Origin of the sequence: Allopontixanthobacter sp. (genome assembly GCF_034376665.1) — a bacterium.
GTDB lineage: Bacteria > Pseudomonadota > Alphaproteobacteria > Sphingomonadales > Sphingomonadaceae > Allopontixanthobacter.
Genome location: NZ_JAXMJI010000075.1, coordinates 1 through 6,111, shown reverse-complemented (window position 1 = coordinate 6,111; position 6,111 = coordinate 1). Strand labels below are relative to the sequence as shown.

The window sequence follows — 6,111 nt, the reverse complement described above, 5'->3', positions numbered from 1 at the left end:
CACCTGCCTGATCAGCTTCGATCGCAACCGCTACTCGGTTCTCTCGACGGTGGCGCGGCGGACGGTGCAGGTCCGGGCCTATGCCGACCGCATTGTCGTGCGCTGCGGCGAGGAGGTTGTCGCCGAGCATCCCCGCTACTTGGCCCAGTCGGCCCGAAGCTGCGATTTTGGTCATCTTGGAGAACACGTCGGGAACGGGCTGGTTGTTGTTGACGATCGCCCATGCGAGGAACGACGTTCCGCTCCGATAAGGGAGCGGCGTTATGAGCCTTGGCGTTTCGAGTGGGGATCTGATCGGCTCCTGGAGCCTGAGTTTTTCGGACATCGCGTTCGTGACCGGCAAAGCGGAGACGGCACGACTGGGATTGGCGGTTCAGCTTAGATTTTTCGCCGGGCATGGCTTCTTTGTGCCGGATCATGCGTCGATACCCTCCGACGGTGTCTTGTATCTGGCGGAGCAACTTGGTCTCGATGCCAAATCCGTGAACCACTATGATTTTTCCGGGCGCACCGCCCGCCGGCATTGCGCGGAGATTTTGCGGCATCTCGGGTTCCGCCGTATGACGCAGACGGATCGCAGGGCGTTGTCGAGGTGGATTTCCGACGATCTTTGTGCGGGCGGGCAGCCGATCAATGCCATGCTCGAGCATGTTTTCCTGTGGTGCCGCGACCGCCGTATCTATGGGCCGTCGCGCAAGGAGCTGGAACGCCTCGTCCGTTCGCAACGACACCTCTATCTGGAGGCCCTGTTGGCCCGAGTCCGCGATCGGCTTGCGCCGGATGCGGTCGCCTTGCTGGAAGCCTCGCTCGCCGATCCCGATGGCCCGACCGGCTTCAACACGATGAAGGGGGATGCAGGTCAGGCGACGCTCGAAAACATTCTTGGCGTGACCGCCAAACTCGCCTTTATCCAACGGCTTGCTCTTCCCCGAGATTTCCTATCGGTCACGGGCAAGGCATGGGTCGATCAGATCGTTCGCCGGGTTGCCGGCGAGAAAGCCTCGGAGATGCGCCGGCATGTACCGGCGCGCCAGCTCGGGCTCTATGCCGTTTATCTGATGGCGCGGGAAGCTCAGCTTACGGATGCGATGGTCGACCTGCTGATCGAGACGGTCCATAAGATCGGATCGCGCTCGAAACGCAAGGTGGTGGGCGATATCGCGAAAGACATCGAGCGGGTCTATGGCAAGGAGCGACTCCTGGTCGAGATTGCCAGCGCTTCGATCGACGATCCATCCGGGCGCATCTGCGATGTCATTTTCCCAATCGCCGGCAAGGACAAACTGGCGGCGATCATCAAGGAAAGCCAGGCAAAGGGCGCCTTGGATCGGCGGATCTACAAGGTGATGCGGAGGTCATGGGCCAATCATTATCGCCGTATGCTGCCAAGCCTGCTTTCGGCACTGGAGTTCCGGTCGAACAACGCCGTGTGGCGTCCGGTGCTGGCGGCCCTGGACTGGATCAGAAGCAAAGTGGATGATGGATGCCGCTACGTGCCGCCGCACGCAGTGCCGGTCGACGAGGTCATTCCGGCGAGATGGCGCAGTTCCGTCATTGATGAAGAGGGGCGCGTAAACCGGATCAGTTATGAGCTTTGTGTCCTCGCGCAACTGCGCGATCGCATCCGTTCTAAGGAAATCTGGGTTGTCGGGGCGGACCGATACCGCAATCCCGATGACGATCTTCCCAAGGACTTCGATGCGCGGCGAGAAGCATATTACACAGGATTGAACCTGACGGCGGATGCGCGTGCATTTTCAAGCGCCATCCGGGAAGAGCTTGCTCAGGAACTGTTGCTCCTCAATGCCAATATTCCCCGGAACGACAAGGTTCGGCTGCTGTGGCGCGGCGAGAACCGTATATCTCTCACCCCGTTCAAACCCTTGCCCGAACCCAGGGGTCTCGCCTCGATCAAGACCGAGATCGGCCAACGCTGGCCGATGACCGGGCTGCTCGACGTACTGAAGGAGGCTGCCCTTGATACGGGACTTCTCGAAGCGTTCGAAACATCGGCCTCGCGTGTTGCACTGCCGAAAACCGCGCTGGATCAACGTCTCCTGCTATGCCTCTACGGCCTGGGAACGAATGCCGGGCTCAAGCGGATCGCCGGCGCCACCCCCGATGTCAGCTATGAAGAGCTGCTGCATGTCCATCGCCGCTTCGTTCATGCCGCGGCGCTCAAGGAGGCGTGTGCCAGGGTTGCGAATGCGACCCTGGCAATCCGCAATGCTGCAGTCTGGGGGGACGCCGGCACGGCCTGTGCGTCAGATTCCACAAAGTTCGGAGCCTGGGATCGCAACCTGATGACGGAATGGCATGCGCGTTATGGTGGACGGGGCGTCATGATCTACTGGCATGTCGAACGACGCGCGACATGCGTCTATTCCCAGCTCAAGCGCTGCTCTTCCTCCGAGGTCGCCTCCATGATCGAGGGCGTGCTGCGCCATTGCACCGACATGGAAATCCAGCGACAATATGTTGATAGTCATGGCCAAAGCGCGGTTGGCTTTGCATTTTGCCGGCTTCTCGGATTTGAGCTTGCACCCCGCCTGAAAGCGATCGCTCGCCAGAAGCTGGCTCTTCCCGATGTCGGCATGCGAACGCGGCTTCCCCACTTGCAGCCGATCCTCTCCAGTCCGATCAACTGGGATGAGATCGAGCAGCAATATGACGAGATGGTCAAATATGCAGCCGCGATGCAGACAAAAACCGCCGACCCGGAGGCGATCCTGCGCCGGTTTAGCCGCTCCGAGGTGATGCACCCGACCTACAAGGCGTTGAGTGAGCTGGGCCGCGCGGTCAAGACGATCTTCCTGTGCCGGTATCTGCGCGAGGAGTCCTTCCGCCGCGAAATTCATGAAGGCCTGAATGTCGTTGAAAACTGGAACAGTGCCAATGGGTTCGTTTTCTTCGGCAAGGGCGGCGAGATCGCCACTAACCGCATCGATGAGCAGCAGCTCTCGGTCCTGGCGCTACATTTGCTGCAAGCGTCGCTTGTCTATGTGAACACCCGAATGCTTCAGAGCGTGCTGGTGGAACCGAAATGGACGGGCCGGATGACGCCGGATGATTATCGCGGCCTCACACCGCTGATTTACAGCCACGTCAATCCTTATGGCCGCTTCGACCTCGATCTGAATAGCCGGATCGATTTTGGGCGGCTTGCTGCCTGACCGGGGCCTTTCCGCTCGCACCATTTGGGTGCACCCGAACGTGACGATCGGAAGTGACATATACGACATGTCACAAAAGGGTGGTTCCGTCACCAATGTTACTGTACGAGGGCAAAGCCACCCTAATGTGACGGATTTGCCCATGACCCGCGTCGGCTACGCCCGCGTCAGCACCATCGACCAGGATCTCGACATCCAGGTTGCCCGGTTGAAGGCAGCGGGCTGTGAAATCCTCCGCTCCGAAACAGGCTCGGGCGCATCGCGCACTGGACGCACGGAGCTTGAGACGATCATGCAGTTCCTGCGCGCCGATGACGAACTCGTCGTCCTGCGTCTCGATCGGCTCGGTCGCTCCACACGCGATGTTCTCAATCTGGTTCATGAACTCGACCAGAAGGGAGCCTCATTGCGGGTGCTTGAGCCGGAGGTGACGACGGCCGGAAGCATGGGGCGGATGGTGATCACCATTCTGGGCATGGTCGCGGACATGGAACTGACGTTCATCAAGGACCGGCAGCGCGCCGGGATCGAGGCGGCGCGCGCCGAAGGCGTCTACAAAGGCCGGAAGAAAAACATCGATGACGATGAAATCCGACGCCGGATCACCGCCGGCGCGAGCAAGGCCAGCGTCGCGCGCGACCTCAAGATCTCAAGAATGACCGTCTATCGGGCGCTTGACGTCATTCCTTCAAGGATCGGGCTGCCGGAAAAGCCGCCTTCTGTCACCATCGCCCTGCATCTGACCATCGAGAACTTCAACAAGCATGGTCGTGGCAGAAAGCCCGCTCGCGAGCGCATTGAGGCGATGCTGGAGCGGGATTACCAGATGCAAAAGACCGGGAACTGCGATTACACGCTGACCGTCGCCTATGATCAGGGTGCCGATGGCGTCAGCCTCGATGATGAGATCGCATCTCTCCAGACAGAGATGTTCAACATCGCAGAGAGCTACAGGTGCTCGATCGAGACCGATGTTTACGAGATTGGAGGACAAGAGCGAGCCTGGTAGATCGCCATGTTCAATCTTTGTTCTTCAACATGGCCAAAATCGCAGCTTCGGGCCGACTGGGCCCTATACCCAGCGCCTGTTCTGGGATCTGGGCGGGGATTCTTCGCCCTTCCGTAACATCGATTTCATGCCCGAACTTTTCTACCTGCTACCGGCCGTATCGAAGGGCACATTGGCGTTCGGCGGACAGGCGGGGCTGCGCCATGAGTCCAACGGCCGCGATGGGTTGGCGTCGCGCAGCCTCAACACCCTCTATGTCCAGCCTGTGGCGACGATACCGATCGGAGACTACAAGCTGTCGCTGGGCCCGCGCTACTCCTTCTATGTCGGTGACCTTGAAGACAATCCGGATGTGAAACGCTATCGCGGCCACACGTCCTTGTTCGCGGAGTTTGGCCGTGACGACGGGCTGCGACTGACTACCAACAGCCGCATTAATTTCTCGTCGGGCAAGGGCGCAATAGACGCTGAGCTTTCCTATCCGCTGGACAAGATCGTTGACACCAACCTCAACGTCTATGTCTTCGGCCAAGCCTTTGCTGGCTATGGCGAAAATCTGCTCGATTATGACCGCAAGGCGACACGACTGCGGCTTGGGGTCGCTATCGTCCGCTAATCCGGAACCGGGCAGAATCTATCGTAAGGTAGCGGGCCCGGCGTTGGACGTCCCCTTACCCTGATGCAAAAGTGATTTATGCATCATCGGAAGGCCAACGGCGTAAGAGTCTGTTTGAGAATTCATGAGATGATCGGGAGATTGCCATGTTACGTATTTTTATTGCTGCCACTACTATGGCAGTCTTGCTTTGGTCGCTGCCTGTATCCGCTGAAGAAATCCCTCGCTGCTCCTCCTCGTCTATTCCCGCAGCAGACAAGGCGCGCCTCACGGCGGAATACAAGCGGCGGTTTCTGGCTGAAGGGAAAACCAAGGCCGATGCCTGGGCCGGTGAGCAGGGAAGGCGCCATCGCGAAATCATGGAAAGGCAAGGTATCTGTCCCCCACGCGAACCGGCGAATAGCCAAGCCAATTCAGCGCCCCCGCCTCGAGAACAACCGACGAGCAAAAACCGTAAAAAGGGCAAGTGTACCCGTACCGTCTGGCAAACTCGTCATATAGCGAGCGCAGGTGGAGGCCCAATGAATACGATTAGGGTGCCTGTCTGCGTGAACTAAGCGAGCGACAGCAATGCTGGTGTGTTCGGTTATCCCGCCAAAGGGCACACAGGAAAAGCTCTGGTGCGAAGTCAAAAGTTTCGCATCAAACCAAAAGCCGCGCTGTAGATTGCCACTGAGATCTGACCCGGGAGGGGCATAAATTTCCACTGAGAAGTGACCCATGTTCTGACCTTTCCCCAGGCTTTTGCGTCGGGGGAACAAGGAGTGATCGACATGGCGTTACTGAGTGTAATTCGACGCTGGCATTTCCGTCAGCATATCCCGATCCGGGAGATTGAACGGCGCACCGGACTGTCGCGCAATACGATCCGCAAGTACCTGCGGGCGGATACGGTCGAGCCGACGTTCAAGGTTCCGGCACGTCCGAGCAAGCTGGACCCGTTTGCCGAGAAGCTATCGGCGTGGCTGCGGATCGAGGCCAGCAAGTCGCGCAAGCAGCGGCGCACGGCCAAGCAGATGCACGCGGATCTCATGGTTTTGGGTTACGATGGTTCCTACAACCGCGTGGCGGCGTTCGTGCGGGCCTGGAAGGCCGACCGTCAACGTGACGCCCAGACGAGTGGGCGCGGGACTTTCGTGCCGCTGGTGTTCCAGCCAGGCGAGGCATTCCAGTTCGACTGGAGCGAGGACTGGGCGATCCTCGATGGCGTGCGTACCAAGCTGCAGGTGGCGCACTTCAAGCTCAGCCACAGCCGGGCCTTCATCGTAAGGGCCTATCTCCTTCAGACCCACGAGATGCTGTTCGATGCGCAT

At 59.3% G+C, this 6,111-nt stretch carries 4 protein-coding genes and 1 pseudogene; all 5 read left to right on the top strand.

From position 1 onward, the window contains the following. Positions 1-137 (top strand): annotated as a pseudogene (locus U0988_RS08305) (Mu transposase domain-containing protein); the annotation flags it as partial. Positions 138-263: 126 nt separating this feature from the next. After that, complete coding sequence (locus U0988_RS08300; RefSeq protein WP_006961814.1) at positions 264-3,173, top strand: Tn3 family transposase; 2,910 nt, start codon at positions 264-266, stop codon at positions 3,171-3,173. Between the two features lie 142 nt (positions 3,174-3,315). Further along, on the top strand, positions 3,316-4,182 hold the full coding sequence (locus tag U0988_RS08295) for a recombinase family protein (RefSeq protein ID WP_006961816.1): 867 nt from the start codon (positions 3,316-3,318) through the stop codon (positions 4,180-4,182). Beyond that, positions 4,073-4,798, top strand: a complete 726-nt coding sequence (locus U0988_RS08290) for a phospholipase A (protein ID WP_171010093.1) — start codon at positions 4,073-4,075, stop codon at positions 4,796-4,798. The genes U0988_RS08295 and U0988_RS08290 overlap by 110 nt, the downstream gene beginning before the upstream one ends. A 773-nt stretch (positions 4,799-5,571) precedes the next feature. Further along, positions 5,572-6,111: IS21 family transposase (gene istA, locus U0988_RS08285; RefSeq protein WP_322292156.1), on the top strand; the 540-nt coding region annotated here is incomplete at its 3' end.